This window comes from Paludisphaera sp., assembly GCF_037189885.1.
In the GTDB taxonomy this organism is placed as follows: Bacteria; Planctomycetota; Planctomycetia; order Isosphaerales; family Isosphaeraceae; genus Paludisphaera.
In genome coordinates, this window is record NZ_JBBCIR010000013.1 from 117,172 (window position 1) to 140,704 (window position 23,533).

General features: G+C 72.7%; 14 protein-coding genes. 3 read left to right on the forward strand and 11 right to left on the reverse strand.

Annotated elements, in window-relative coordinates:
* Positions 1 to 49: 49 nt before the first annotated feature.
* The gene (locus WG209_RS05780; RefSeq protein WP_337174064.1) at positions 50 to 3,628 is read right to left on the reverse strand and encodes a hypothetical protein; all 3,579 of its coding nucleotides are present in this window, start codon (positions 3,626 to 3,628) and stop codon (positions 50 to 52) included.
* An 827-nt stretch (positions 3,629 to 4,455) separates the two neighbouring features.
* On the opposite strand from WG209_RS05780, the gene trpB reads away from it, so the two are divergent.
* The 3 genes from trpB (at position 4,456) to WG209_RS05795 (ending at position 7,592) form a co-directional block, all read left to right on the forward strand.
* Positions 4,456 to 5,697 (forward strand): tryptophan synthase subunit beta, encoded by a 1,242-nt coding sequence (trpB, locus tag WG209_RS05785; RefSeq protein WP_337174065.1) that lies wholly within the window; start codon positions 4,456 to 4,458, stop codon positions 5,695 to 5,697.
* 151 nt (positions 5,698 to 5,848) lie between these two features.
* On the forward strand, positions 5,849 to 6,673 hold the full coding sequence (gene trpA, locus WG209_RS05790; RefSeq protein WP_337174066.1) for a tryptophan synthase subunit alpha: 825 nt from the start codon (positions 5,849 to 5,851) through the stop codon (positions 6,671 to 6,673).
* A gap of 31 nt (positions 6,674 to 6,704) precedes the next feature.
* Positions 6,705 to 7,592, forward strand: a complete 888-nt coding sequence (locus WG209_RS05795) for a GDSL-type esterase/lipase family protein (RefSeq protein ID WP_337174067.1) — start codon at positions 6,705 to 6,707, stop codon at positions 7,590 to 7,592.
* Positions 7,593 to 7,649: 57 nt separating this feature from the next.
* Here the strand turns inward: WG209_RS05795 and WG209_RS05800 are convergent, their stop codons facing one another.
* The 10 genes from WG209_RS05800 to WG209_RS05845 are packed head-to-tail and all read right to left on the reverse strand — an operon-like array spanning position 7,650 to position 23,514.
* Positions 7,650 to 8,036, reverse strand: a complete 387-nt coding sequence (locus WG209_RS05800) for a hypothetical protein (protein ID WP_337174068.1) — start codon at positions 8,034 to 8,036, stop codon at positions 7,650 to 7,652.
* 12 nt (positions 8,037 to 8,048) lie between these two features.
* Complete coding sequence (locus WG209_RS05805; RefSeq protein ID WP_337174069.1) at positions 8,049 to 9,731, reverse strand: hypothetical protein; 1,683 nt, start codon at positions 9,729 to 9,731, stop codon at positions 8,049 to 8,051.
* Entirely contained in the window at positions 9,728 to 12,478 is a 2,751-nt protein-coding gene (locus WG209_RS05810) for an NPCBM/NEW2 domain-containing protein (protein WP_337174070.1), read from the reverse strand. Before WG209_RS05810 ends, WG209_RS05805 begins: the two co-directional genes overlap by 4 nt.
* Before the next feature lie 29 nt (positions 12,479 to 12,507).
* Positions 12,508 to 13,026 (reverse strand): hypothetical protein, encoded by a 519-nt coding sequence (locus WG209_RS05815; protein WP_337174071.1) that lies wholly within the window; start codon positions 13,024 to 13,026, stop codon positions 12,508 to 12,510.
* A 4-nt stretch (positions 13,027 to 13,030) separates the two neighbouring features.
* A complete protein-coding gene (locus tag WG209_RS05820) occupies positions 13,031 to 14,677 on the reverse strand; it encodes a DUF4175 domain-containing protein (RefSeq protein WP_337174072.1) in 1,647 nt (548 codons plus the stop codon).
* Complete coding sequence (locus WG209_RS05825) at positions 14,664 to 16,892, reverse strand: hypothetical protein (protein WP_337174073.1); 2,229 nt, start codon at positions 16,890 to 16,892, stop codon at positions 14,664 to 14,666. The genes WG209_RS05820 and WG209_RS05825 overlap by 14 nt, the downstream gene beginning before the upstream one ends.
* A gap of 13 nt (positions 16,893 to 16,905) precedes the next feature.
* A complete protein-coding gene (locus WG209_RS05830; protein WP_337174074.1) occupies positions 16,906 to 19,359 on the reverse strand; it encodes a VWA domain-containing protein in 2,454 nt (817 codons plus the stop codon).
* A 49-nt stretch (positions 19,360 to 19,408) separates the two neighbouring features.
* Entirely contained in the window at positions 19,409 to 21,580 is a 2,172-nt protein-coding gene (locus WG209_RS05835) for a BatA domain-containing protein (protein WP_337174075.1), read from the reverse strand.
* A gap of 37 nt (positions 21,581 to 21,617) precedes the next feature.
* Positions 21,618 to 22,535 carry a DUF58 domain-containing protein gene (locus tag WG209_RS05840; RefSeq protein WP_337174076.1) on the reverse strand — a complete coding sequence of 306 codons (918 nt, stop codon included), beginning with the start codon at positions 22,533 to 22,535 and terminating at the stop codon, positions 21,618 to 21,620.
* Positions 22,504 to 23,514 carry an AAA family ATPase gene (locus WG209_RS05845; RefSeq protein ID WP_337174148.1) on the reverse strand — a complete coding sequence of 337 codons (1,011 nt, stop codon included), beginning with the start codon at positions 23,512 to 23,514 and terminating at the stop codon, positions 22,504 to 22,506. Before WG209_RS05845 ends, WG209_RS05840 begins: the two co-directional genes overlap by 32 nt.
* Positions 23,515 to 23,533 lie beyond the last annotated feature (19 nt).

The following is a 23,533-nucleotide window of genomic DNA, read 5'->3' on the forward strand; positions in this document are numbered from 1 at the left end:
TCCATCATCCCGCGCGGCGCGCTCCCGTTCAATCGATCCCGCGGGAGCGTCACAAAGGCGGCTTGCCCTGCCGCGCGCGGCGCTCGTTGCGTTTGTCCAGCCGCCGCCGCTGGCGCTCCTCCTTCTCGAGCTGGCGAGCCTCGGGCGTGCGCGAGTAGGGGACGCGCATGCCGGGGAGCTCGATTTCCAGGTCGGGGTCGACGCGCGGGGCGGGCGGCGGGGGGACGACCAGGGGGTCGGCGGGGGCCCCGGGGCGGGGAGGTTCCAACGCGGGGCCCCGGATGACGGGCGGCGGCGGGGCGGGGCGGATCCGGCCGGGGCCGCGTCGGAAGATGTCGCCGATCCCGGCGCCGATCCCCAGCGTCGTCTCCAGCAGCGACTCGCCGAAATCCTGGAAGCGCTCCTTGATCCGATCGCCGTCGATCCGCGGCTGGTCCAGCGTCCCCGTCAGCGGCACCTGGATCTGGGCGTTCCGAAGGACCGTCGAGACGAAGGGGATGTCCTGGTCGGGGGGGACGGCGGCGAAAGTCGCCAGCATGTCGATCCGCTTGTCGAAGTCCATCCACCCTTCCAGGCCGATCACCGCCACCTCGCCCACCGGGAGGATCAGCCCCTCCTGATAGATCGTCCGGCCCATGACGCGGACCGACACCGGGTCGCGCAGGACGAATATCGCCCTGCGTTGCAGGTTGAAGACGTCGATCAGCTGGTCGACCAGCGGGCCCGGCATGAAGCGGACCTCCTCGAACGCCACGTCCCCCTCGACCCTGGTCTTCGAGGCGTCGCCGTCCAGGTCGAAGCGGGCGTCGACGAGGTCGAACGACACCTTCCCCTCCACCCGCGTCGCCTGGTCGAGCACCGGGGCGACGTAGGAGAGGAAGCGGTGGGACACCTCGTCGTTGACGATCGCGTCGGCGAGGCTCGACCCCCTCCCCAGCGTCAGCCATCGGCCCCCCTCGTCGTCCGTCACGATCGCCGGGTCGAGCTGGAGCCGGCCGCCGTTGAGCACCGCGTCGATCGGGTCGATGACCGGTCTGCCGTCGACGGCGCGGAGCGCCAGGTTGGTCTTCTCCAGCCGCATCCCGAAGATGTCGACGAGTTCGAGGCTCAGGCCGACCTCGCCGTCGAGCGTCGATCGCTCCAGGCCCCCTTCCTCCAGCGGCGCGCGGCCCGAGAGGTTCCAGGCGTGGGGCTTGCCGTGGATCGAGGCCCGGGGCTCCACCCGCGCGGCCAGTTCACGCGAGAGGCGGTCCCAGTTCGGCGCGAGCATCCCCTTCATGTCGACCGTCGCGGCTCCCTCGGGCGCCGCGAACGTCCCCGCGCCGTCGGCCGCGCCGAACGGCGTCTCCAGCCGCAGCGCCGCCACGTCGAGCCGACGCTCCGGCACCGCGAGCCGCGAGTCGAGCGACAGCGTCATCATGCCGAGGTCCGTCCGCGACCCGTCCTTCTCGATGAGCTTCAGCTCCTGGCCCTGCGCGGTCCCGTCGAGATCCCAGGCGTCCCCGGCCTGCCTGCCGTCGCACTCCACGGCCAGCACGCCGACCACCGGGAGGTCTTCCAGCCCGTAGGCGTCCCGGATCGAGTCGAAATCTCCCGAGGCGCGGACGCGGAACCACGTCGAGCCGTTCGAGCGCAGGCCACCCGCGAGCACGTCGTCGATCGAGACGGCCGGCTCGCGCTCGTCGGCCTCCGGGGGGGCGTCGCGGCGGGTGATCTTCAGCTCGTCCTTGCCCACGTCGTACCGGGCGGCCCCGCGCCAGACATAGGGCGCCACCGCGGCGAGCCCGCCGCCCGGCCCGGCCTGGCGGCCGACCGCCAGCCGAAGGTTGCTCGCGTCGATGGCGTCGGGGCCGGCGACGACGCTGCCGGCGGCCTCCATGACCCGCTTCGCCCCCCCCAGGTCCACGACCGTCCGCGCCGACGCCACGACCCCCTCGGGGGTCTGGCGATCGACGGGGGAGGTCGTTTCCAGCTTCAATTCATCCTGGGCGCTCCGGGCGGCGAGCGAGGCTTGCCGCCAGTCGCGCGGCAGGCCCGATGGATCGGCCTCGCCGCTCACGGCCAGCTCCGCGCGGATCTCCTCGCGCGTCACCGTCTCCACGATCGGCAGCCCGGAGAGGACCAGCCCCCGGATGCCGCCGTCCCCCGCCAGATGATAGCGGCCCTCTTGCCTCGTGTAGCGGAGCCCGAGCGTCCCCGCGCCGGTGGCGTCGAACGCCCCCAGGTCCACCCAGTCGCGGACCCTGGCCCGCGCCGCGGCGAGGTCGAACGTGGCGTCGACGGTGATGCCGGCGTCCAGGTCGCCCTGCCCGCTGGCGCTCAGGAACGGCGTTCGGAGGTCGAGCCGCTCCAGCGCGATCGTGTCGGCCGAGCGGTCGAGCAGGACCGTCATCGAGGTCGGGTCGTTCCAGGCGATGGCCGTCTCCCCCTTCCGCGCCGCCAGGTCGGAAAGCTCGGCGCGGATCTCGATCCGCTGGCCGGGCCCCGCGGGCCCGTCGCCGCGGGCGTCGGCCTCGGCGGTCAGCACGACGGCGCCCTTCTCGACGGTCACGTCGTCCTGGAGGCGGAGCGTGCGGCGGAGGAGGTTGGCGAGCGTCAGGTCGACGCGCCCCTCCAACTTCGCCGAGCGGTCGGGGGCCGGCGGGAAGTCGCCCGAGGCCGTCAGGGTCGCCACCGGAGCGTCGAACGCGAACCGCTCGACGTGATACACGCCGTCGCGGCCCTCGGCCTCCCACCCCAGCTTGAGGGCGTCCTGGACGACGACGTCGCCGGAGAGCCTGGGCCCCTCGGCGGTGAACTCGCCGATGGTCGCGTCGCCGGCGGTCGTCAGCGCGCCCTCGACGACCTTGAGGTCGAGCGAGCCGGAGAACAGGCCGGAGGTCCGCAGCCCCTCCAGGTCGCCGAACGTGGGGGCGATCCGCCACGGCCAGTCCTTGCCCTTCACCGCCAGCGCCATGTTCTTCATGGGGCTGACGCCCCCCTCGACCCGGCCGAGGCTCCCGGCGATCGCCATCTCGCCGGGCGTCGCCCCCTCGCGGTCGCGCGCCAGCTTGAGGTCCCAGGAGATGGGCTCGGGGTATCGCGTCAGGTCGAGCGCGATGTCGGCGTGGTCGGCGTAAAACGGGTCGGCGACCCCCTGCTGCGTGAACCGGAGCGTCGCGTCCTCGATGCGGATCTGGATCGTGTGCTCGGGCCGGTCCTGGAGGATCGGGCGGAGGGTGTCGATCAGGTCGACGTCCCCGGTGGTCGATCGGCCGATGTCCACCGCGCCGTCGTGGAGCGTGAGCGTCCCCACGACCGGCCGGGCGAACAGGATCTGCCACAGGCTCCAGGAGAACGTCCCGGTCGGCGCCTCGACCAGCTTCCGGTCGTTCGCGTCCAGGAGGGCGGGGGCCTTGATGGTCGTCGGCCGGAACCACGACAGGCTGACGGCGTCGAACGACACCCCGCCGGGGTCGAGGATCTCGTTCGCCTTGGCCTCGATCCTCGCCTTCGCCCAGCGCGAGCTGGCGACCCAGGGGACCGCCGCGAACACCAGCGCCGGGACGACCACCGCCGCCCCGACCGCCCAGGGCCACCACCGCCGACGCCCTCGCGGACGCCCCGGAACCTCGCTCGCCATGCTCATGAAGTCCGCCCCATTCGACCCCCACGCGACGGGGCGACCGGCCCGTTCGTCCGCGTCCGTCCAATGTACCGAACGCCGCCAGCCCCCGCGCCGACGATTTTCCGCGCGCCGGCCCACGCCACGACGCGAATGGCATGCCCGGGCGGTCGCGGACGACCCGTCGGCGAGGCCACCATCTCGTTCTCCCCCCCGCGGCGCCCCGTCGAAAACACCGCGGGGAGGGCTCGTCGCGGCTGGTCCCGGAAAAATCTGGAGAACTTGCCGGAAACCTGAAATCTCCGATCCTACCCCGCGGACTGTTACGGATGATCGTGGACCCCGCTCCTTGGCATCCCGGAATCGGTAAGCACGGCGAGGAAAGGCCATCGCCGCGCGGGCTCCTGCTCGGTGGACGCACGGCCCGACTTCCGCCGACGGTAGGTGGACCTCGCCCTCCTCGCCCACGGCTCCCCCGGCGGTCCTCATGGACACGACCGCCGGGGACGATCGAAAACCCATTCGAAAACGACGAACGAAGCCAACTTGCCATGGCCGCATGGCTATTGGTGTAAGGGGGTTATGCGAAATTGTGGTGGGAAGCGCGACGACGAACGAAGCCAGGACCGGGCGGACCCGCGTCGACGCCATCCCGGGGGCGGCTACGCCGGATCGATGGCCCCCGGCCGGCTTTTCGGCCCCGGTCGGGGACCACCCGAGAGGACGAGCCTTGACCGGAGCCGGGGGCGGGTTCGACAATGAACCTTCGGCTCCGATCGCCGTCCAAGAAAGAAATCGACCCCGCCCGTGGGCCGGGGCCGGCCCTGATCTCGACCCCCGAAGGATCGCGTATGTCCGCCGCCTCCTCCTCCCCCGAGTCCACCGCGTCGCAGTCGGGCGCGCCGGGCCCCGACGCCCTCGGCCGCTTCGGCGCGTTCGGCGGTCGGTTCGTGCCCGAGACGCTGATGGACGCCCTCAACCAGCTCGCCGCGGCCTACGAGGAGGCCAAGGCCGACCCTGAATTCGTCCGCGAGCTGGAACACTACTGGCGCGACTACGTCGGCCGACCCTCGCCGCTGTACAGGGCCGAGCGCCTGACCCGGTACGCCGGCGGCGCCGACATCTACCTGAAGCGCGAGGACCTCAACCACACCGGCGCGCACAAGATCAACAACGCCATCGGCCAGGTGATGATCGCCCGCCGCATGGGCAAGAAGCGCGTCATCGCCGAGACCGGCGCGGGGCAGCACGGGGTCGCCACGGCCACCGCCTGCGCCCTGTTCGGCATCTCCTGCACCATCTACATGGGCGAGGAGGACATCCGCCGCCAGAAGCTCAACGTCTTCAACATGCGGACGATGGGCGCGACCGTCGTCCCGGTCGGCAGCGGTTCGAGGACGCTCCGCGACGCCACCAACGAGGCGTTCCGCGACTGGATGGGGTCGTCCAAGGAGACCCACTACACCATCGGCAGCGTGGTGGGGCCGCACCCGTTCCCGCTGATCGTCCGCGAGTTCCAGTCGGTCATCGGCCGCGAGGCGAGGGCGCAGATCCTGGAGAAGGCCGGGCGGCTGCCGGACGGCGTCGTGGCGTGCGTCGGCGGCGGGTCGAACGCCGCGGGGATCTTCCACCCGTTCGTCGAGGACGCCTCCGTCGAGCTGATCGGCGCCGAGGCCGGCGGCCGGAGCGGCCAGGTGGGCGAGCACGCCGCCAGCCTGACGCAGGGCCGGCCGGGCGTGCTCCACGGCAGCTTCAGCTACGTCCTCCAGGACGAGGACGGCCAGACCCAGGACGTCCACTCGATCTCCGCCGGCCTGGATTATCCCGGCGTCGGCCCCGAGCACGCCTACTGGAAGGACTGCGGCCGCGTCCGCTACGAGAGCGTCACCGACGCCGAGGCCCTCGACGCCTACGGCGTGGCCGCCCGGCACGAGGGCATCCTCCCGGCCCTGGAATCCAGCCACGCGCTGGCGCAGGGGTTCAAGGAGGCCAAGCGCCTGGGCGCGGGCAAGATCCTGATCGTCAACCTCTCCGGCCGCGGCGACAAGGACGCCTTCGAGGTCGCCCGCCTCCGGGGCGAGCCCATCAACTGACCGTACCGGACGGATGTGAGTGAGCGAGCCGGCCGACGCGGACGTCGGCCGGCGTCGCGAGGGGGTCTCGCCCGTCTCCCCCCCGCGATCTCGCCGGAGCCGACGACCAACCCACCAGACGGGCCGCCTCGCGCACCGGCCGGCACCCCCCATGAACCGCATCGACGCCCTCTTCGCCCGCCTCAAGTCCGAAGGCCGCCGCGCCCTCATGCCCTTCCTCACCGCCGGCGACCCCGACCTGGCGACCACCGCCGCCCTCATCCCCGAGCTGGCGCGACGGGGCGCGGACATGTTCGAGATCGGCGTCCCGTACTCCGACCCGGTCGCCGACGGCCCGGTCATCGCCGCCAGCTACCATCGGGCGCTCACGAAGGGCCTCCGCGTCGGCCACATCTTCCAGACGCTCCGCACCCTCCGCGCCGAGGGAGACGCCGCCGTCCGCGAGGCGCCGATGGTCTCGATGGTCTCGTACTCGATCGTCAATAAGATGGGCGTCGACCGCTACCTGGACGAGGCCGCCGCCGCCGGGCTCGACGGCCTGATCGTCCCCGATTTGCCGGTCGAGGAATCCGCCGCGCTCCAGGAGAAGGCCACCGCCCGCAACCTGAAGCTCATCCAGCTCATCACGCCCACCACCCCCCGCGACCGCGCCGTGGAGATCGCCCGGCTGACCACCGGCTTCATCTATTACGTCTCCGTCGCGGGCATCACCGGCGAGCGCAAGGCGCTGCCGGAAGACCTCAAGGAGAACGTCGCCTGGCTGCGGACCCAGACCGACCTGCCGATCTGCATCGGCTTCGGCATCGGCTCGGCCGAGCAGGTCCAGGAGCTGGCCGAGGTGGCCGACGGCCTGATCGTCGGCTCCGCGCTCGTCCGCCGCCTCGCCGACGCCGGCAACCGCCCCACCGCCGACGTCGTGAAGGAAGCCGGAGATTTCATCGGCGAGCTGGCCGGGCCGCTGCGGCCGAAGGCCTGAGCCACGCCGACGGGCGCCGGAGCCGAGATCCATGCCGACGCGATGGGCGGTCTTCCACGTCGCGAGCGGCCAGGCGTTCTTCACCGGCGCCGCCTGCCTGATCGCCGTGGCGTGCCTGTCGGCCTGGATCACGCGGCGTCGGGGCCGAATGGCCCGGAACGTCCTCATCGCTCTTGGCGGGCTGCTGGTCTTCGTGTCCGCGACGCCGCTGCCCCCCTGGCTCTACCTCCTGTTGTTGATCGCGTCACTGGCCTGGCCGGCGGTCGAGGCCCTGGGGGAGTGGGTCCCGTCCCGGCTCGTCGTCGGCGGGCGGCTCGCCTTCGCCGCCGCGTGGATGTCGGCGGCGCTCGTGGAGTTGCCGTATCACCGATTGCCGAGGCTCCCTCGACAACCCGGCCGCCCCGTGCTCGGGATCATCGGCGATTCGCTCACGGCCGGGATGGAGGACCGGGAAGCCGTCACCTGGCCGCGAATCCTCGCGGATCGTCATGGCGTCACGGTCCGCGACCATTCGGTGGCGGGGGCCGGCGTCGTCTCCGCGTCGCGACAGGCGGCCTCGGTTTCGCCCGACGAGCGGCTCGTGCTGCTGGAGATCGGCGGGAACGACATCCTGGGCGGGACCAGCCCGGCGGAGTTCGAGGCGGGGCTTGCTCGGCTGCTCGCGGAGATCCGCCGACCCGACCGCGTGGTCGTGATGCTCGAATTGCCGTTGCCGCCGACCTACAACGCCTTCGGCCTCGCCCAGCGACGCCTCGCCCGGCAATACGGCGCGATCCTGGTCCCCAGGCGGTCCCTCCTCGGCGTCCTCCTCCAAAAGGACGCGACCCTCGATTCGATCCACCTCAGCCCGGGGGGCCATCGAGAGATGGCAATCTCCGCGTGGCGCGTGCTCCGGTCCGCGTACGAGGACCAGCCGTGACGCTCGCGAGGCGCGCCGGGCGATCGTCTCCAGGCCGTGACCGCGGCCGGCACGATATTACCGGGCGACCTCGGGTCGAGCCTTCATGCGATCGACCGCCTGGTCGCAGAGGACGTCGAACCGGGCGCGGTTCTCGTAGGTCGGCCGGAACTCCTCCCGCATCGCCTTGAGCGACCGCAAGACGCCGTCGGCGTTCCCGGCCTCCAACTCGTCGACGGTCGCTCGGACGAGGGACGCGGCGGCCGACCCGTACCATTCGTTGGCGTTGAAGTGCTCCGCCCCGCCGACGAGCACGGCCATCGAGAGGCTCGACAGCAAGGCGACCGTCCCGAGGGCGACCCGGAGCCATCGCCGTCCCTGGAACTCCGACGCCAACCAGGCCAGCCAGGCCAGGGAAGGGATGCCGACCACCAGGGCGATGACGACGCGGAAATCCCCGAGCATGCGACGATCTCCTCAGGGGACGTCGCGGCCGAGCCTCAGCAGCAGGCGTTCGACGCGGTACACGACCTCCACGTCCTTGTCGCGGAGGGCCTCCTCCAGCGCGGGGACGGCGGCGGGGCCGAGGGCCTGGAGCCGGGCCTCCGCCTCCTGCCGGGCCTTCCACGAGCCGTCGCCGAGCTGCCGGACGAGGAGCTTCGCCCGGTCTTGCAGCTTGGGGTCGACCCCCCGGACGACGACCAGGGCGACTCGCGTGAACTTCGCGGGCGGCGGGAAGACGTCGAGCGTCACCGCCTCGTCGATCGCCTCGCGCGAGAGGTGCGCCAGGACGATCAACTCGCCGGGCTCGAAGAGGTCCTTGCCGTACACGTCGAGGATCAGGGCGATCACGTCCTTCCTCGCGCCGCGGCCTTCGAGCCGACGCGCCAGGGCGTCGCGGGTGAACTCGCGGTAGGACTCGTCGCCCGCCTTGAGCGGCTGCGAAAGGCCGACCGCGATCGGCGGCCCCTCGATCGGCCCGCCCCCCTTCTCGGCGGCGGCGGCCAGCCGGGCGGCGGTCGTGATGTAAAGCCGGCCCTGGTCGGTGACGCGGTAGCTGAGATTCACCGGCCCGAGGAGATCGGCCAGGAGGTCGCGGGCGGGCGCCTCGGCCGCCTTCAGGCTCGTCGGCTTGGCGAGGTCCACCTTCTCCTTGGTCAGCGTCCCCTCGTCGAACTCCAGCCCCAGCCGGGCCTCCGAGCCGACCATCCCCAGCAGCTCGCGCCTGGGGGCCGACTCCACGGCGAAGGTGAGGCGGCGGTTCAGGAACTGATCGACGCGAGCCTTCATGTCGGCGTCCCCCTCGGCGGGGAGGGGAGGGGGGGCGTCGTCGGCCTCCTTCTTCTCGGGCTTCTCGGCCTCGGCGAAGACGGCCTCGGCCTGCTTCGCCGGGTCGGCCTTCTCGTCCGGCGGCTTCTTCGCCTCGGCCTCCTTCTTCTCGGCCTCGGCGGCGGCCGAGGGCAGTTCGTCGATCCAGCCGACGCGCAGGCCGGCCTCGGTGGGGACGACCACGGCGACATCGACGAGAGGGCGGCTCGTCATGTTCTGGAGCGTGTATTCATCCGGGCCGCCGCGCAGCCGGATCGGGGCCGCGATGCTGGGCTCGGCGTCGTAGGCGAGGAAGCGCTCGAAGCGGGTCTCGTTCTTGAGGTAGAGCGCCCCGGACGCCTCGCGGAGCTTGCTGAACAGGCCGCCGTCGTCGGGGAGATAGGTCGGGGGGATGTCGGCGGGCGGCTCCGCCAGTAGGTCGGAGCCGAACCAGCGGATGCGGCCGGCGTGCTCCTTGCCGATCGGCCAGTGGGCGAGGAAGCTCCCGGCCTTCACCTTGAGATCCACGTCCACGCCGCGGGAAGGCTCGCCGAAGAACTGCGTGAACGAGACCGGCGCGATGGGGAACAGTTCGGCGGCCTGGTCGCCCTCGCGACGCGGCCGGCTGGTGCCGACGGCGCCGGGCATCGCGTTGCGGTAGATACTCGCCGTGTTGAGCGTGGTCCGGGTCGGGTCGGCGATCCAGATCGAGACGTCGCTGACCTCGACGGGGATGGACGCCGCTTCGTCGCGAGGTCGCGCGGGGGCGTCCTGGGAAACGGCCCCGGCCGGGAGGAGGGCGAGGGCGAGGACGGCGACGGCCGTCGCGGGGAAGATCGGGCGGCGAATCATCGCGAGGGCTCCGTGGCGTCGGCGCGGAAGAGGCGGGCGTCGGCGAGGATGACGCGGTCGCCCACGTCCTGCCCCGCGCCGAAGTCGACGACGATCTTGAGCCGCGAGGCCCCCGCGACCTTCAACTTGAGCGGGACCGGCGGGGCGTCCCCGCGCATGTCGGGCGCGGCGTGGATCTCCTCGTCGTCGGCGAGGACCCGGAAGTCGACGCGACCCCTGCCGCGCGCCTCGTCGTCGAAGCCGACGAGCGCCTCGAACGTGTCGTACCCGCCCCCCAACTCATAGGTGAGGACGCAACGCGAATGCACGGCGATCCCGCGATCATGGGCCCGGCCGTCCATCTTGAGCTTGCCGCCGGAGAGGCTCGCGTCGCGGCGCCAGGGGACGAGGCGGCCGAAGAACGACGCCTCCTCCACCTTGCTCGGCTCCAGGTCGGACAGGTACGTCAGCTTGCCGCCGCGGAGGCGGACCTCGCGGATCTCGGCGGCGGGGAGCTTCACCTCCTGGCCCCAGGGCGTCTCCAGCTTCCAGTCGGCCCCCTCGATCGCCTTCCAGCGGCCCGTGACGGCGACGTCGCCCAGGAGCAGGAACGTCGCCAGCACGCCGTCGTCCGACGCGGAGGGGCGGTCGGCCAGCACGATCCCCTCGACCTGGCCGACGGGGAGCGAGCGCGACCGGCCCTGATAGGTGAAGCTGAGCCGGCCGCCGTCCACCCCCTCCAGGATGCCGGAGATGGGGACGATCTCGCCGTTCTTGGCGCGGGCGAGGAGCAGATCCTCCGTGCCTCGGGCCTTGAGCCGGCGGTCGAACGAATCGGGAGTCTCCTTCCGATCCTCCAGCACGACGTGGACCCCGGCGATCCGCGAGAGCGGCACGGCCAGCGTCTGCTTCCAGGGCGTGGCGAGCTTCAGTACGTCGTCGGCCACCCCCTCGAGCTTGCCGAACAGCCTGTCGCCGCCGTCCAGGAAGACCCAGGCGTCGGGCGTCGCGGCGGCGGGGGAGTTCTCGTCGAACGCGAGCTTGGCGTCGGAGTGCCCGTCGGCCTGGAAGTTCGTCGCGGCGGACTGGCCGTCCTCGTAGGTGACGTTCACCATGAACTGCTTCTGGTGGCAGTCGGCGGGCGGCGGCTCCAGGAATGCGTCGGCCGTGGGATCGGTCCCCGAGCGGCGGAGGACCAGGGGCCAGCCCCCCGCGCCCTCGAGTTGCCACGAGGTCTGGCCCTGGTCGGTCTGGCAGTTGATCTGGATCTGTTGGATCTTCGCCGGTCGGAGGCCGGACAGGGCGATCTGGATGTCGCGGATGCCGTTCTTCTTGGCCTCGACCTTAGGCGGCGGCTTGACCGCGACCGTCCCCGGCGGGGGGGCGGCCACGTCGTCGGGCGCGGCCTGCTTCGCGGGCTCGTCCCCCTTGCCCGGCACCGGGGCACCCTGGGTGACGTCGACGTTCGGCTGGCCGACGAAGCGGGCGGCGAAGGCGGCCGCGTCGCGTTCGAATCGGATGCCCTCCAGTTCGTCGAGCGGGATCACGGCCTTCGGCTTCGCGGGCTCGGCCGGTGTCGCGGGGGCGAAGACGTCGGCGGGGAGTTCGCCGGGGCCGGCCGTGGCGGTGCCCTGGGGCTGGGCCGGCTGGGCGGGAGGCGGGGCGACGTTCGCCGGGGCCTGCATGACGACCCCCGCGGCGGGGGCCGGGGCGACCCGGATCGCGGCGACGACCGCGCCGCCGGCCGGGGCGGCCATGACCACGCCGGCGGGGGCGACGCGGGCCCTCGCCGCCGCCATGGCCGCCGCCATCTCCGGCGGGACGGAGGACGGGGCGGCGCCCATCGTGGGCGTGGGGGAACCGCCGGCGGCCGGCGGACCGCCGACGACGAGCTTCCCGTCCTCGATGGCGGTCGGCTCGCCGTGGACGACCCGGTCGAAGACCGTGCGGACGGCCGTCCCCAGCCCCGTCACCCGGTCGGCCCGGACCGTCAGGCTCTTGAAGACGACGTCGACCGGCCCCGCGCCGCTGCGGTTGGCGGCGAACAGCTTCACCCCCATCACGTCCTGCGGCTGGAGCGTCGCCTGGGCGAGATACCGGGGCTCGGCCGATCTATCGTCCGCGACCAGGAAGCGGACGACCTGGCCCTCGCGCCTCAATACCAGCCGGAACGAGTCGCCGGCGGCGGGGAAGGTCTTGCGCGGGGGGGGCCCCGGCTTCGCGGCGTTGGGGTTGCCACCGCCCATCACCACGACCCCCATGTTGTTCATCATCATGACGCGCTGCTGCATCATCATCATCTGCTGCTGCATCGGGTCCATCCCGCCGCCGGCGGACTTCTCCAGCGCGCGGTAGACGGCCGACCCGTCGGGCTCGACCACGCGGAGGAACGTGGCGTCGGGCTGGTCGGTCGACTGGAAGCCGATCGCCAGGCCGACGGCCACGCCGTCGGCGATGGCCGGCTTGGGCATGCCCGTCAGCACGACCTCGGCGGTGACGGTGAAGTCGCCGCCGAATCGGAGCTGCTGCGGCGTCTTCCACCCGGTCTCCTCGGCGCCCTGCGCGAGCGTGACGCGCAGGCCGTCGTCCTCGCGCTTGAGGGACTTCTTGTCGCCGAATCCCTCGGCGTCCAGCGTGGGCTGGTCGAGCGACTTGGCGTCGAGCGCGCGGCCGTAGTCGGCTGCCCGGACGACGCCGACGGAGACGCCGGCGGCGAGCAGGCAGCGGAGCAGCGGGGCGAGCCGGGGGAGTCCGCGGGGGGCGTGCATTGTCTTGGGGCCTCGTCGCGACGTTCGGGTCAGGGGGCCTCGGTCGGCTTGGTCGTCGCGGCCGACCGCTCCTCGGCCAGCCGGCGGTAGTAGCGTTCGAGCACCGTGCGGTACTCGGGCGGGAAGCCCTCCGACATCGATTGCAGGATGCGGTCGCGCTCGCGGGGCGTCAGCTCGGCCCAGTCCTTCTCGCCGGCTCCCGGGTCGCCGAGGGGGCCGACGCCGCCGGTGCCGCCGTGGGGGTTGGAGTCCGCCGCCGGCCGCATCGGGCGGTTGGACGCGATGCCGTTCCGGCAGCCCTGGCATTCCTTCTCCAGCTCGGCGATCAGCGCGTCGAGGTCCCGCAAGACGGCCTTCTGCGGCTTCCGCGTCGGCTCGCCGGTGATCGTCCGGGCGAGCGAGGCCGTCACGCCGTTCATCTTCTTGGCGATGGCCGACATGGTCGGCGGCCCGGCCGTCTTCTCCGGGATCGGCGCGGCCGACGTCGTGGCCGCGGCCGCCGACCCGATCGCCAGGGCGGCCCCGAGGATGCGTGCATATCGCTTCATGGCGTCATCCTTTCGTTGGGTTCACGGGCTCGTCGGACTCGTTTGCCTCGGGCGCGGGATCGGGCTCGGGCTCGTCGGCCGGCCCGCCCTCGTAGCGTTGGGACAGCTTGGACAGGGCGTCGTGGATCTCGTCCTGGGAGGATTCCAGGCCCTCGATGTCGCGGAGCAGGTCGGGCGGGATGACGGTCTCGTCGGGGCGTCCCTCGTCGACCTTCACGGTGTCGTCGTTCACGCGGGACTGGAGCAGGCGGATCATCTTGAGTTCGGCGATCAGGCGGTTCAACTCCCGCTCCCGCTCGCGAGGATCCTTCGGCAACGGCGTGCCGGGCTTGGGGGGCGTGGACGAGGGGAGCCGGCGCATGGCCTCGGCCAGGGCCAGCAGGTCTTCCTCGATCCGGCGCTCCAGCGTCACGGTGGGCTCGGACGGGTCCCCGGCCTTGAGCAGCTCGGCGGCGCGGGTCATCTCGCGGGCGATGACGCGGAGCGAGGTGGGGAGGGCGACGCCGAACTCGGTCTCCTCGGTCAGCGCGCGGAGGTGGTCCACGCGCTCGGCCAGCTCGGCCTCCCTGGGCGCCAGGCCGGCGACGATCAAGGTGGCGGCGCGCGACTTCTGGGCGACGCGAGGGGCCTGGGCCTCGGTGGTCTCGCGGATGGAGACCTGGATCTCGTGCATCTCGTGCAGCTCGGCGAGGATCCGCGACTGCAACTCCGACCGCAGCTCCGTCAGCAGCGCCTCGGCCGCCTTGCTCAGGCCGTCGTGGCCCTTGACCAGGTGCTTGAGCGCCTCGTCCTGCTTGACGGCGGCGGGGTCGGCGGCCTCCTTGTTGAGCTGGCCCTCCGCCTCGCCCATGGCGGCGGAGGCGCGGATGAGATCCTTCTGGAGCGCCACGCCCTGCGCGCCGAGGCGGGACGATGCCGAGGCCAGCGCGTCGGCCGCCTCGCGGTTGCGGGCCTGGTCCTTCTCGTGCTTCTCGAAGTCGTCCTTCGCGGCCTTCGCCTCCTCCGCGCCCCGCGACCACGCCAGTTCCCGCTTCTCCTCGCGGACGATGCGCTCCAGGCGGCTGAGGGTCTCGCGCATCTGGCGGAGGCGGGCCAACTTCATCTGGAAGTCGAGATCCTCGGCGAGCAGCAGGCGGCGGAGGTGTTCCAGCTTCGCGAGCATCTCGCGCACCTCGGTCTCCGCGCGGGCGAGCTGGGCCTCCTTCAGCAGCTTCCGCGACTCCCGCATCTGCTGGAGGATCAGCTCCTCGCGCGAGAACTTCAGCGCCAGCTTCAGCCGCGAGGCGTTCTCGGGCTCCAGGCTGCTCAGCGCCTCGGAGAGGCGGAACATCCGCTCCTCCAGCTCGGTCATCTGGGCCGCGACGTTCTCCTGGGTGAACTCGATCGTGTCGCGGTCGGAGACGCTGGGGTCGGCGCCGGCGTCCTTCTTCTCGGGCTCCGCGGGCTTGTCGGCGTCCTTCTTCTCCGGCTCGGCTTCCGGAGCGTCCTTCTCCGGCTCGGCCTTCGGGGCGTCCTTCTTTTCCGGCTCGGCCGTCGCGGCCGGCTCGTCGTCGAAGACGTCGGCGGCGTCCTGGGCGCGGGCGAGGCCCGGCGCGAGGAGCAGGAGGGCCAGGACGAGCAGGGGGAGCCGGCGTCGGTCAGGGCTTGTCATCGAAGACCTCCTGGGCACGGGTCTCGCGGGCCTTCTCGGTCCGCTGGAGGACTTTCTTCTCCATCTCGATGACCTCCGCGACCTGGTTGACGACGTCGACGAAGCTCTCCCACTGCGACATTTGTTCGAGGATGCGTCTCATCGTTGTAACAACCTCGGAGTGCCGTCGTCGAGCCTCGTCCTTCGCGGGGCCCTTCGCGCCGGCGGAGGCGAGGGCCTGGAGGGTCGCTTGGAGCTGGGGCATCGGCCCGGAGGCCAGGGCGCGGAGCGGGTCGACGACCCCCTCTTGCAGCAGCCGGTAAGACTTGGGCGAGCCGATCTGGTTGAGCTGCATCTCCAGCAGCGCGTCGGCGATCCGGCCGGCGATCTGGTCGACCTGCCGCGCGGCCGTCTGCCCGGCGCGGGCGATCGCGACGACCTGCTCGGGGGTGGCGTCCCCCTCCAGGACGGGGGTCGACTTGTCGGCGGCGTCCACGATCGCCAGGAACTTGGCCCGCTCGGCGCGCTGACGGATGAGGATCTCGTAGAAGAGTTCATCCGGGGAGACGACCGAGAAGGCCAGCACGCCCGACCGGCCGGTCTGGGCGCCCTGGGCGCAGCGGTCGTCGGCCTCTCCGGTGAAGCGGAGAAGCGTCCCGACGAAGGGGGGGGAGGCCTGCAGCGCGACGTCGTGGCGCGCCTGGTGGTCGAGCGCCGGCCGGGCGGGGTCGGGCTCGAACGGGATCGCGATGGTGGACTTGTTCGTCCGCTGCTCCGTCCTGTTCGTGTCGGCGACGGAGACGACGTAGCTCCGCTCGGACTCGATCCGGAGGGCGGCGAGGCCGAAGTCGTCGGTGGCGGCGATGGTCAGCGGGATGGTCGCCGTGGGGGTCACGCGGCCGCCGACGCCGGTCGCCCGGAGCGTCACGCGGGGCTCGCGGTCGCGCATCAGGCCGATGGTGAGGAACGTCGGCTTCGAGGCCAGCCCGGTCTCGGCCGAGGTCAGGACGATCTCGAACGTCACGGCCTCCTTGAGCGTCCATCGCGTCTGGAACGAGCGAGGGCCGACGCGTCCCAATGGCGGCGCCGCGCCGAGGTTGGCGGTGATCGCGGCGGCGGCGAGATCCTGCGTCCCCTCGAGCGTCAGCTCGACCTCGGAGTCGGGGAGGAACATCAGGCGCGAGGGGGCGTCCTCAACGTCCCGGAATTCGGGGTCGGCCGTGCCGGGCTCCCTCACGCGGATCCGGGTGCTCGCGAGCGCGGGGCGGTCGACGCGCTCGATGGTGATCGGGCCCAGCCAGTCGTCGCCGCCGGTCAGGTCGAACGCGGAGGATTCCGACGCGGGGGGGAACTCGTACTGGTAGTGGGCCGGCGAGGTCTCGATCATGTTCGCCGATCGCGCCGGGGCCTTCGGCGAGCGTTCGCGGACGGCGATCGCCCCGGGATTCGCCGAGCCTTCCGGCTTTCGACGGAGGAGCAGCGGGTCTCCCCGGCCGCCGACGGACCACCGGTCGCCCCGCTCCTCGATCAGCGGCAGGTCGCTCCTGACCTCCAGCAGCGCCCGCTCGTCCCGGGGGGCGATCAGCCGGCCTTGGGCGTCGAGGTTCATCACGGTCAGGTAGGTCGATTGCGGCCAGCGTTCGTCGGAGCCGCGGAGCCACCTGGCGAAGCTGAGTCGGGCGGCGTCGGGGGCGATCGCGGCGAAGGCGGCGGGGAGGGCCAGCGCGACGAGCCCCAGCGCGGCGTGGGCCGCGGTGCGCCGGCGGTTCCAGAGCCGCGTCCAGCCGGAGGAGCCCAGGCCCTCGGCGGCCTGGCGCACGGCCAGGTGGATCATGGCGGGGGACGCCGAGCCGGCGGGGGCTCCGAGCTGGTCCGGGAGCTGGAGGACGTCGGCGACCCGCTGGCCCAGGCCGGGGCGGAGGCGGTCGAGCGTCAGCGCGAGCGACAGGTCGTCCAGCCTCGCGGATCGCCATCGCCGCGCCGCCCGCGCGACGATCAGCGCGAGGATCGCCGCGACGGCGACGGCCAGCAACGCCCCCCGCGCGGGGAGCCCGGGGCGCAGCAGCCAGTCCAGCGTCACGAGCAGCGCGCCGATCGCGACGGTCGCGGCGAGGGCCTCCGTCAGCAGCTCCAGGGCGAGCTGGAGTCGCAGCCGGCGTCGCAGCCGGGCCAGGTCGGCGCGCAGGCGGTCGCGGGCCTCGGCCGGGTTCTCGGTGGTGGGGGTCGCGATCGACACGGCGGCTCCTCGTTCAGACCAGCCGGAAGCGTTTGCGCAGGATCCACTCGGCGGTCAGGCCGGCGACCACCAGGCCGTAGAGCAGGGGGGCGTCCCACAACTCGTCGCGCTCCTCGATCGAGCGGGAGACCTCGCGGGTGGGGATGGCGGCGTCGAGCCGGTCGACGTCCGACAGCTCGAAGACCCGGCCGCCGGTGAGTCGCGCGAGGTCGGCCAGGAGCGGGCGGTTGAGGGCCGGCTCGTCGATCTCGCGCCGCGGGGGCTCGACGCGGAACGCCGTGGTGGAGACGCGGGCCGCGCCGTCGACGAGGTCGGTGGCGGAGGCCGGGGCGACGCGCAGCGAGTACGCGCCGGCCTTCGTCGCGGGGAATTCGGCCGTCGCCAGCGCGGGGTCGTCGGGGGACTTCTCGAAGCGGATCGGCTCGGCGGGCTGGCCGGCGCCCTCCAGCTCGGCGATCAGCTCGGCCGCCTCGGCGAGCGCGGCGGGGTCGTTGTAGCGGACCGAGGCGCGGACGCGGTCGCCCACGCGATAGGCGCCCTTGTCCAGCCCGACGAGGAACGGGAACCGGCCGCCGAGCGCCTTGTTGCGGCCGACGCGGTCGACCAGCCGGGCCCAGAAGCCGTCGAAGAAGTCCTCGCCGAGGTACCGCCAGCGGTAGGTGCTGTCGAAGCCGATGAAGACGGTCCGGCCCGGCCCGTACAGCTGCGAGGCCAGCAGGACGTGCCGGCCGTGCTGGTTCGCCATCCGGGGGTCGCCGTGGCGGGCCAGGACGACCGCGCCGGGGCGGGCGCGGGTGACGGGGAAGCTCCAGTACATGCCCGGCAGGCTGGCGAGCATGGCCCGGTTGCGGATCGGGTCGGGGTTGAACTCGAAGATCGGGTCGCCGCGGCCCTCGGGCGTGAGGTCCAGCGTGTAGGTGTACTGGGAGCTGAGGCGGGCCTCGGCGTCGGTGCGGAAGAGGCCGGGGTCGCGGACGACGGGGAGGATCTTGGTCCAGCCGCCCCCCGACGCGCCGGCGTCGCCCGTCTCGAAGAGCTGCTGCGAGTAGAGCTCGCCGGCCACGAAGATCAGGCCGCCGCCGTCGCGGCCGACGAAGTTCTGGATCATCTCGGGCCATTGCGGGCCCATCGCCTGGACGTCGGGGTCGATCAGCAGGAGGGCGTCGTAGCCGGCCAGCTCCTCGTCGTTGCCCGGGAGCCGCGTGATGGGGCGGTCGCCGGGCTGGCGGAAGCCGGGGTCGGCGTGCTGGAGCCAGCCGGAGAACTCCACTTGCTGGTCGCGCATCAGCGCGTTGCGGAGGAACTGCATCTCCGGCGACGGCCCGCCGGCGACCATCAGGACGCGGATCCGCCTGCGCACCACGCGGGCGGTCGCGGTGGCCTCGTTGTCGTCCTCGGTCAGCTCGGGCCCGACGTCCTCGACCTTCGCGCGGTACTCGTAATCGCCGATCACGGCGGGCGTCACGCGGAACGACACCCGCGCGAGCGAGCCGTCCTCGCCGAGCGCCACGCGTTGCGCGCCGACGGGCTCCCATGCCCCGTCGTTGATCCGGCGCTCCAGGACGACGTTCGCCTCGGCGTCGCGGAGGCCGCGGGAGTCGACGACGACCGCGACGGTGGTGGGGTCGCGGGCGAAGACGACCGGATCGACCTGCAACTCCGCCAGGCGGACGTTGCGCGGGCCCTCGTCCCCCCCGGCGGCGATCGCGTAGATCGGGATGCGCCGGCGGACCGCGTCCTCCACGACCCGGGTGGGATCCTCCCCGGCGTTGGACCGGCCGTCGGTGGCGATCACGACGCCCGCGACCGGCTGGCCCCGGAGCGACGACAGCACGCCCCGCAGCGCGTCGCCGACGGGCGAGACGGCCCGCTTCGGCTCGACGTCGTCCAGCTTCCGCGATCGCGCCGCCTCCCCCGCGCCGGGCCTCGCGGCCGATTCCAGGTCGTGGATCAGGAGGTCGCGGCCCTTCGCCAGCGATTCTAGGTTCGCGCCCAGGGCCTTTTGGACGAGGGCCAGGCGGGGCGTCTCTCGAAGGAGGTCGACGGCCGTCTTGCCGTCCCGGGCCTCGACCCCGAGCTTGCCGGCGATCTCGGCGGCGCGGGCGGCGTCGGTGTAGGGGTCGGAGAACCGCATGCTCTCGGAATCGTCCACGATCACGGCCAGCCGCGAGGGGGATTCCTCCCGGCGGACGAAGACCAGGACGGGCTCCAGCAGCATCGTCGCCAGCGCGCCCAGGACCAGCAGCCGGATCGCGGCGAGCGCCGCGCGGCGGCTCGCGGTCAGATCCTTGCGGCCCCAGTTCGTGAGCCTCCAGACGAGCCACGCGACGGCGACCGCCGCCAGCGCGAGCCAGACGGCCGACGCCCCCTGGGGCAGCGACGCGAACTCCAGCCGCGCGTCGTCCGGCGGCGTCGCGCCCGGCGAGGGGGGCTCGATTCCCAGGAGATATTGCCAGAAGCGGTTCATGCCGCGTGCTTCCCCCGTTGCCGGTGCTTCCTCGTCCTCGTCCTCGTGCTCATCGGGATCGGCTCGCCCACGCCGCGAAGGCCGCCTCGGCGACGAGCAGCACGAGCAGGGCGGCGGCCAGGTCGCGCCAGATCTCGCGGCCGACGGGGCCGAGCGACTCCACGCCGCGGGCCTCCACCACGTCCACGTCCAGCGGCGCCATCAGCTTTCGGACCTCGCCGGGCGCGATCCGTTCCAGGCGGCTCTCGCGCGGGTCGGGATTCGCGGCGAAGACGTCCTCGCGGGTGCCGAGCGGGCCTTCCTCCCACGACAGCCGGTACGCGCCGGCGCGGCGGGTGTCGGCCACGTCGATCCGCGCCGAGGGGCCCTCGGCGTCGGTCGGGTCGTCGGGCTGCGGGACGGCCGGCAGCGAGACCGGCTCGCCCCCTTCGGGGGGCGTCAGCTGGGCGCCGGTGACCTCGTGGCTCGAATGGACGACGCGACGGATCGGCTCGCCGGCCGTGACGGTGTTGGCCGCCGACGTCGCGCGAGAGGCCCCCTTGACGGCCTCGCGGATCGCCATCACGAAGCTGGGCTCCACCGGCCAGTCGTTGCCGGCGCGGTCGGCCGTCGTCGTCCAGAGCAGGACGCGGCCGTCGCCCACGACGCGCTCGGCGACGGCGGGGGAGCGGTCCGGGTCGTTCCAGCGGGCGAGCGTCCGGACGTCGTCGGCCTTGTCGCCGGAGATCCCGGCCGCCTCGTCCACGGTGGCGATCCAGCGCACCGGGACGCGCTCGAATGCCGACGCCTTCAGCTCCAGCAGCCGTTCCAGCGGCGAGGGCCGCGCGGGCTCGATCGCCAGGCCGCGGAAGGCCTGGTCGGAGGTGGCCTTGAACGGGAAGGGGAGCAGGGGGGCGTCGGCGGCGAAGAAGAGGTCGTTGTACAGGCCCAGGTCGGTCCGGGCGCCGGGGAAGATCATCAGGCCCATCCCCTCGCGGACCAGCCTCCGCAGGCGGTCGGCCTGCTCGGGGGTCGGGGCGGCGACGTTCGCCAGGACGAGGACGTCGGGCGTCTCCAGCCGGGGGGAGGCGAAGTCGTCGTGGTCGGTCAGCACCTCCACCCGCCACGCCTCCGCCGCGCCGACGCCGATCGACAGGGGGGCGGCGAGGAAGTCGACCTCGGAGGCGAACGGCTCGGTGGAGGGCTCGCCGTCGACCAGCCGAATCAGCAGCGAGTCCTTCACCGCGACGGCCGCCCAGCGGCGGGAGTCGGCGGGGAGCTCGTCGTCCGCGAGCTGCAACGAGAACTCGCGAGGCCCGGCGCCGGCGAACGCCACGGAGAGGGGGGCGCGGACGGTCTCGCCCGGCCTGATCTCCGGGAGCGTCACCTCGGTCGGCTTGTCGTCCACGCGGAGGACGGCCTTCGCGCCCGCCAGGGCGCGCGGCGAGTCGTTGCGGATCACGGCCTCCCAGGCGGAAGGCGCGCCGGCGAGGATCGTCCGCTCGAGCGGGACGAGCGACTCGATCGCCACGTTCGAGGTCGCCTCCGAGCCGACGTCGACCACGCGGACGACGACCTCCTCGTCGGCCCATCGCCGGGCCATCTCGGCGACGTCGGCGTCCCAGCCGGCGCGGCGGAGGTCGGTGACGATCGTGAGGCGGCGGGTCGGGTAGGTGCAGGACTTCAGCACGTCGTCGACCCCCGCGAGGACCGCCGGCCAGGCGGCGTGGGTCGCGGATTGCGTCACGCCCGAGACGGCCGCGGCCAGCTCCTCGCGGCGGGACGCCTCGACGTCGTGGATCACCGGCGCGTTCGGGGAGGAGGCGGTCGCGACCGTGCAGCGGTCGCGCGCCGGCGTGGCGCCCAGCAGCGCGCCGGCCACTTGCAGCGCCTTCTGGAAGGCGGGGCCGTCCTCCCCGGCGTAGCCCATGCTCAGGGAGTCGTCGATCAGCACGACCTCGCTCGATCGCCCGCCGCCGCCGACCCAGCGCTCCAGGCCGGTCGGGCTCAGGACGGGGCGGGCCAGGGCGAGGAACAGCAGCACGGGCAGGGCGACCCGGAGCAGGAGCAGCAGGAGTTCCTCGAGCTGGATCCGCCGCCGGTTGCGCTGGACCGTCAGCTTGAGGTACTTCATGGGGGCCCATTCCACGCGGCGGAACCGGCGACGGTTCAGCAGGTGGATGATGATGGGGATCGCGCCGAGGAGGGCGCCCCAGATCAGCAGCGGGCTCAGAAATGTCATGGCGCGGCGGTCGCCCCCATGGTGGCCTGGGTTCGCGTCAACGGCGGCGGTCGACCCGGCCGGATTCCAGCCGGGCGTGGAGGAATCGGCTCAGGGCGTCGGCGAGCGGCTCGTCGGTCAGGAAGCGGACGTGGTCGTAGCCGCGCGACCCGCTGGCCTTGCGCACCTCGGCCAGGAAGTCGTCCATGGCCGCCCGGTACGACCGCTGGAAGGCGCGGGGCTCGGCGAAGAGCTCCTCGTCCCCCTCCATGTCCGCGAACAGCGTCGGGCCGTCGAAAGGGAGGTCCAGCTCGTCGCGGTCGAGCACCTGCATGAGCAGCACTTCGTGCCCGCCGAAGCGGAGCCGGTCCAGGCCCTGGTAGAGCGAGTCCAGGTCGGTCAGCAGGTCGGAGACGATGACGATCATGTTGCGGCGGCGGAACTGGTCGCCCAGGCTTCGCAGGAGGCCGCCGAGCTCGGTCTTCCGCCCCGGGCGGCAGGCCTGGAGCATCCCCGCGAGGAGCTGCACCTGGGCCTGGGTGGCGCGCGGGGGGACGTTGGTGGTCGCCTTCTCGTCGAACAGCACCAGGCCGACGGGGTCCTGCTGCCGCGTGAGCAACATGGACAGGGCGACGACCAGCGTGGAGGCGTAGTCGAACTTGCTGAGCGCCGCGCGGTCTCCCTTGTAGTTCATCGACGCGCTGGCGTCGACGAGGAAGGTCGCGCGGACGTTGCTCTCCTCCTCGTACTGCTTGATATAGTGGCGGTCGGAGCGGGCGAAGACGCGCCAGTCGAGGCGGCGGAGGTCCTCGCCGGGGGTGTACTCGCGGTACTCGGCGAACTCGACGTTGAAGCCGTGGAACGGGCTGCGGTGCAGGCCGCTGATGGCGCCCTCGACCAGCCGTCGCGACCGCAGGGCCAGGTCGGAGATCCGGGCGACCGCGTCAGGATCGGAATACGGCCGTGGCGGCGGCATCGGGCGCTCCCTTCCGGACGGGGACCTCGTCGAGCAGCCGCGCGACGACGGCGTCGCTGGTCTGGCCGTCGGCCTGGGCGTTGTAGTTGACGACGATCCGGTGCCGCAGCACCTGCGGGGCGACGGCCCGGATGTCGTCGATCGCGACGCTCGGGCGGCCGGCGAGCGCCGCCCTGGCCTTGGCCGCCAGGACCAGCGACTGCCCCGCGCGGGGGCCGGCGCCCCACGAGACGTACTCGTCGACGAACGCCGGGCCGCCGTGCCTCGCCCCCCGGGTGGCCCGGACGAGGTCCATCGCGTAGTCGATGCCGTGGTCCGAGATCGGCACCCGGCGCACCAGGCGCTGGAACTTGCGGATCCGCTCGCCGTCGACGACCGGCTTGATCTCGTCCTCCTGGACCCCGGTGGTCATCCGGTAGATCCGGCGCTCCTCGTCGGGGCTGGGATAGTCGATGAAGACCTTGAACAGGAAGCGGTCGAGCTGGGCTTCCGGCAGGGGGTAGGTCCCCTCCTGCTCGATCGGGTTCTGGGTCGCCAGGACGAAGAACGGGTCGGGCAGCGCGTGGCGGCGTCCGCCGGCGGTCACCTGCCGCTCCTGCATCGCCTCCAGGAGCGCGGCCTGGGTCTTGGGGGGCGTGCGGTTGATCTCGTCGGCCAGGATCAGGTTCGCGAAGATCGGCCCGTGGACGAACCGAAGCTCCCGCGCCCCGGACTGGCGGTCCTCGTGCAGGACCTCCGTGCCGGTGATGTCGCTGGGCATCAGGTCGGGCGTGAACTGGATGCGGTTGAACTCCAGCGAGAGCGAGTCGGCCAGCGCGTGGACCATCAGGGTCTTCGCCAGGCCGGGGACCCCCTCCAGGATGCAGTGGCCGCGGGCGAACACGGCCATCAACAGCTGCTCGATCACCTCGTCCTGGCCGACGATGCGCAGGGCGATCTGGCGGCGGAGTTCGTCGTGGATGGTCCGGAGCTCTTCCAGCTCGGAGAGATCGGGCTCG

Bases quoted from the DNA above. Each gene is read 5' to 3' on its own strand.
- WG209_RS05780 (WP_337174064.1), bottom strand. From the start codon at position 3,628: ATGAGCATGGCGAGCGAGGTTCCGGGGCGTCCGCGAGGGCGTCGGCGG.
- trpB (WP_337174065.1), top strand. From the start codon at position 4,456: ATGTCCGCCGCCTCCTCCTCCCCCGAGTCCACCGCGTCGCAGTCGGGC.
- trpA (WP_337174066.1), top strand. From the start codon at position 5,849: ATGAACCGCATCGACGCCCTCTTCGCCCGCCTCAAGTCCGAAGGCCGC.
- WG209_RS05795 (WP_337174067.1), top strand. From the start codon at position 6,705: ATGCCGACGCGATGGGCGGTCTTCCACGTCGCGAGCGGCCAGGCGTTC.
- WG209_RS05800 (WP_337174068.1), bottom strand. From the start codon at position 8,036: ATGCTCGGGGATTTCCGCGTCGTCATCGCCCTGGTGGTCGGCATCCCT.
- WG209_RS05805 (WP_337174069.1), bottom strand. From the start codon at position 9,731: ATGATTCGCCGCCCGATCTTCCCCGCGACGGCCGTCGCCGTCCTCGCC.
- WG209_RS05810 (WP_337174070.1), bottom strand. From the start codon at position 12,478: ATGCACGCCCCCCGCGGACTCCCCCGGCTCGCCCCGCTGCTCCGCTGC.
- WG209_RS05815 (WP_337174071.1), bottom strand. From the start codon at position 13,026: ATGAAGCGATATGCACGCATCCTCGGGGCCGCCCTGGCGATCGGGTCG.
- WG209_RS05820 (WP_337174072.1), bottom strand. From the start codon at position 14,677: ATGACAAGCCCTGACCGACGCCGGCTCCCCCTGCTCGTCCTGGCCCTC.
- WG209_RS05830 (WP_337174074.1), bottom strand. From the start codon at position 19,359: ATGAACCGCTTCTGGCAATATCTCCTGGGAATCGAGCCCCCCTCGCCG.
- WG209_RS05835 (WP_337174075.1), bottom strand. From the start codon at position 21,580: ATGACATTTCTGAGCCCGCTGCTGATCTGGGGCGCCCTCCTCGGCGCG.
- WG209_RS05840 (WP_337174076.1), bottom strand. From the start codon at position 22,535: ATGCCGCCGCCACGGCCGTATTCCGATCCTGACGCGGTCGCCCGGATC.